Source organism: Hydrogenophaga sp. (assembly GCF_041633695.1).
Lineage (GTDB): Bacteria > Pseudomonadota > Gammaproteobacteria > Burkholderiales > Burkholderiaceae_C > Hydrogenophaga.
This window is the reverse complement of record NZ_JBFJMY010000383.1, coordinates 1-4,010: the sequence shown is the minus strand read 5'-3', so window position 1 is coordinate 4,010 and position 4,010 is coordinate 1. Positions and strand designations below refer to the sequence as shown.

The 4,010-nt window shown below is 65.7% G+C and carries 6 protein-coding genes; all 6 read right to left on the bottom strand.

The window, feature by feature from the left end; genetic code table 11:
* A partial coding sequence (locus ABYB95_RS18550) for an NAD(P)/FAD-dependent oxidoreductase (RefSeq protein WP_372660208.1) occupies window positions 1-735 on the bottom strand: 735 nt, incomplete at its 3' end.
* Window positions 732-1,316 carry a MarR family winged helix-turn-helix transcriptional regulator gene (locus ABYB95_RS18545; protein ID WP_372660206.1) on the bottom strand — a complete coding sequence of 195 codons (585 nt, stop codon included), beginning with the start codon at window positions 1,314-1,316 and terminating at the stop codon, window positions 732-734. The genes ABYB95_RS18545 and ABYB95_RS18550, both read right to left, overlap by 4 nt.
* A gap of 29 nt (window positions 1,317-1,345) precedes the next feature.
* The gene (locus ABYB95_RS18540) at window positions 1,346-1,669 is read right to left on the bottom strand and encodes a 2Fe-2S iron-sulfur cluster-binding protein (RefSeq protein WP_372660204.1); all 324 of its coding nucleotides are present in this window, start codon (window positions 1,667-1,669) and stop codon (window positions 1,346-1,348) included.
* An 11-nt stretch (window positions 1,670-1,680) separates the two neighbouring features.
* Complete coding sequence (locus ABYB95_RS18535; RefSeq protein WP_372660202.1) at window positions 1,681-2,922, bottom strand: cytochrome P450; 1,242 nt, start codon at window positions 2,920-2,922, stop codon at window positions 1,681-1,683.
* A 44-nt stretch (window positions 2,923-2,966) separates the two neighbouring features.
* A complete protein-coding gene (locus ABYB95_RS18530; RefSeq protein WP_372660200.1) occupies window positions 2,967-3,680 on the bottom strand; it encodes an ABC transporter ATP-binding protein in 714 nt (237 codons plus the stop codon).
* Window positions 3,681-3,684: 4 nt separating this feature from the next.
* On the bottom strand, window positions 3,685-4,010 hold a 326-nt coding region (locus ABYB95_RS18525), incomplete at its 5' end, for an ATP-binding cassette domain-containing protein (protein WP_372660198.1).

Here is a 4,010-nt window from a genome sequence, read left to right as displayed (position 1 = left end):
GGCGATGTCGATGGCGGCGGTGTTGCCATCCACTTGCAGCGAGACCAGACGCTGGTCCTGGATCTCGAAGCCACCGATCTGCACCCCGATGCGCACGGTGGTGCCTGCCTGGCGGTGGTGGGCCAGTACGTGTTCGGCCAGTTGCGCGGAGACCGAGCGCCCCAACAGCCGGGGGGCCGATTCCAGCACCGTCACCGGCAGACCCAGCTGCTGGGCCGAAGCCGCCAGTTCCAGGCCGATGAAACCGCCACCCAGCACGGTCAGCTGGTGCCCAGCCGCAGCGGCTTCGTTCAGGCGCGTGCGCAGGGCGCGCGCGTCTGTGGCGTTGCGCAACAGGTGCACGTTGTGCAGGCCCTTGGGCAGTACATCGAGCGTGCGTGCGCGCGTGCCCGTGGCCAATACCAAGTGTCCGTAAGAGAGTGTGGTGCCGGAACGCAGCTGCACTTGGCGGGCTTCGCGGTCGATGTTCGTCACCGGGTCGGCCAGGTGGGTTTGAATGCCTTGCTCGGCGAACCAGGTGGTGGCCTTGTGTGGCATCAAGGCTTCGTCGGCTTTCTTGAGGAAGCTCTTGGACAAAGGAGGGCGCTGGTAAGGCAGTTCGTCTTCGGCGCAGACCAGGTGCACCCGGTGTGCCTGGCCGGCTTCGGCCAGTGCGGCGCACAAGGCAGCGGCGGCGTGTCCGCCACCGACGATGACGATGGCGTCGGTCTGAGGGGTGTGGGGTGTCTGGTTCATGTTTCGCTGCCGCGTGCGCGGCGTTGTCGGACCTGGGGGTAGTGGCGTTGCAGGTAGTCTTGCGTGGCCGCTTCCACCGCAGGCAAATTTTCGTGCAGGCGGCGCAGCAGGCCGATCAGGGTTTCCCGCTCCGGTTGCGTGAGCACCGAGAGAAAGGCCCGCTCGCGCTCCATCGCCAGCTCCAGGATCTGATTGTGCAGGTCGCGGCCTTTGGGTGTGATGGAAGCCAAGCGCAGCCGACCATCCTGCTCGTCCAGCGCGATGGTGATGAGCCCACGCGCCACCATGCTTTTGAGCGCTCGGCTCACCGAGGCCTTGTCCATGCCGATGGTGCGGGAGATGGCTTGTGCGGTCAGCGACTCTTCTATCGCCAGCAGCACCAGCAAACGCCAGGTTTCGATGCCGACGTTGAACGCGCTGAGGTAGGCGGTGGACGCGCCCCCCGACAGCTTGTTCGCGATCCAGGTGAGAAAGGCGGGGGTGTAGCGCTCCAGGTCGACCACGGACGCGTGGGCGCTGGGTTTGGACGAGGCTTTGCGTGTGCGGGGGGAGGCGGAAGGCGCAGAGGACGGCGGGCTCATGGACGGGGGCAGGAAGAAGTCGGGAGGCCCTATTGTTGCAGTTCGGGCAAGTGCACCACCAAACCTTCCAGCGCGGGCGACAACTTGATCTGGCAGCCCAGGCGGCTGTTGGTGCGGCGCTCGCTGGCGGTGCACTCCAGCATCTCCAGTTCGGTGCTGAGCGGGGCCGGCAGACGGTCTACAAAGGCCGGGTCCACGTAGACGTGGCAGGTCGCGCACATGGCCGAGCCACCGCATTCGCCAACGATGCCGCGCACACCGGCCGAGACCGCTGCCTGCATCAGGCTCTGGCCTTCGGGTATTTCCAGTGTGGTGGTTTGTTCGTTGGCGTCGATCAAGGTCACTTGGGGCATATCGGCTTCTTTCAGGCGGGGATCAGGCGCACCGGCATCGAAGCCAGCGCGCGCAAGGTGTTGTTGAGGCGGCGCTGGGGCTCACCCACGAGTTCGATGCGCGAGAAGCGCTTGGCCAGTGCGGTCAGCACCACTTCGCCTTCGAGGCGGGCCACCACCTGGCCCACGCAGCCGTGGATGCCGGAACCAAAGGCCATGTGACCGGCCGGGCGGCGCTGGATGTTGAAGCGGTCGGGCTCGGGCCATTGGCGCTCGTCGCGGTTGGCGGCGGCGAGAAAGGTCACGATCTTGCTGTCTTTCGGAATCGGCACGCCGAACAGCTCCGTGTCTTGCGAGGTGGTGCGGAAAAAGGTCTGCACCGACGATTCAAAGCGCAGCGCTTCCTCGAAAGCGGGGCGTGCCAGTGCGTGGTCGGCGTGCAGTTGCGCGTACTGATCGGGGTGCCGGGCCAGGCACAGGATGGCGTTGCCGATGCCGTTGACGGTGGTGTCCACGCCAGCCGACAAAAACGAGCGCACCAGCAGCGGGGCTTCTTCGTGGGTGATTTCGCCCGCGTCCGCCGCCTGGTAGATCAGGTCGCCAAAACCACCCGGGCGGAGGTTCTCGCGTTGGCAGTGCGCCATGATCCAGGCCGTCACCGGTTGCACGAGCTCGGCCGACTTTTGCAGCCGCTCGTTGCGCGGGCCAAAGGAGTTGAAGATCATGTCGCCGTAGAGCAAGAGGTTCTCGCGTTGGGCTTCGCCCACGCCCACCGCGTCGGGAAACACCTTCAGCGGATAAACCTCGGCCAGATCTTTCACCGCGTCGATGGTTTCGCCCGTCGCCTGGCGCGCTTGCAGGCGATCGATCAGCGTCCCGGCCTCGGCGGTGAACGTGGCCCGGATCTGCATCACGGTCTTGGGCGACAGGATGCGCGCGAGCACGGCCCGTGCCTTGGTGTGCGAGGGCGGGTCGGCCTCCAGGATCAGGCTCTTGGGACGGAACGGCGCTTCTTTGTGAAAATTGGCCAGCCCGACACCGGCGCCCGAAATGTAGGTGGCGTGGTCGTTGAACACGGCGTGCACGGACGCGTGGCGCGCGCAGGCGTAGATGCCGTAGGCCGGAATCCAGACCACGGGGCCGGCTTCGCGCATGCGCTGGTGGGCCTCGTAGGGGTCGGTCAGAAAGGCATCGCTGAACGGATCGATATCGACCACGGGGACGCCAGCGGGCGGGGCGGTTGTGGTGGTTGCATCCAGGGTGGGGGTGTTCATGGGGGTCTCCTGTCGTGGGTATTCAAGGCAAATGGCCAACTGCGTCAATGCGCGCCGGCCACGCCGACATAGCGCTCCAGCAAATCGCTGCGTTGGCCCAGGGCTTCGCTGTCGCTTTCCAGCACCACCTCGCCGCGTTCGAGCACCACGGCCCGGGGCGCAAAACGCAGCGCGTCGTCGACCTTTTGTTCGACCAGCAGCACCGCCACGCCGGTTTCTTGTGCGAGGTGCTCGAACGCGCGCATGAGTTCGATGCAGATGATGGGCGCCAGGCCTTCCAGCGGTTCGTCGAGCAACAGCAAGCGCGGCTTGCCGAGCAGGGTGCGGGCCACAGACAACATTTGTTGTTCACCGCCCGAGAGCTGCTGGCCACCGTTCTGGCGCCGTTCGGCCAGGCGCGGGAACAAGGCGTAGGCCTCGTCCAGTGCGCTGCGAGGGCGACCCTTGAGTCCGGTGACCAGGTTTTCTTCCACCGTCAGCGAGGGAAAAATGTCGCGCGTCTGGGGCACATAGCCCAGACCGGCACGGGCGCGTTCGCGGGGCGACCACAGCGTGATGTCCTGGCCGTCAAAATACACACGGCCTGCCTTCACGTCGGCCAGGCCCATCACCGCTTTGAGCAGCGTGGTTTTGCCCACACCGTTGCGGCCAATCAGGGCCAGGCGGCCACTCGGATTCAGCGAGAGGTTGACGCCATGCAAGGCTTGAATGGCGCCGTAGCCGGCGCTCAGCTTGTCGAGGTGCAGCAGATGCGTCATGGCGTCAGGCCTCCGCGCCCAGGTAGGCGGTGCGCACCGCGGGGTGTCGGCGTATCTCTTGCGGTGTGCCCTCGGCCAGCAAGGCACCGTCGGCCAGCACCAGCATGCGGTCCGCAAAATTGAAGACCAGGTCCATGTCGTGTTCGATCATCAAAATGGCCAGCTCGCTGGGCAGCGAATCGAGCGCGTCCAGCACCACCTGGCGTTCACCGCTGGGCACACCCGCCATGGGTTCGTCCAGCAACAGCACCTGGGGTTTGAGTGCCATCGCCAGCCCGATTTCCACCAGCCTTTGTTCACCATAGGCGAGCTCGGTGGGGCAACGTTGGG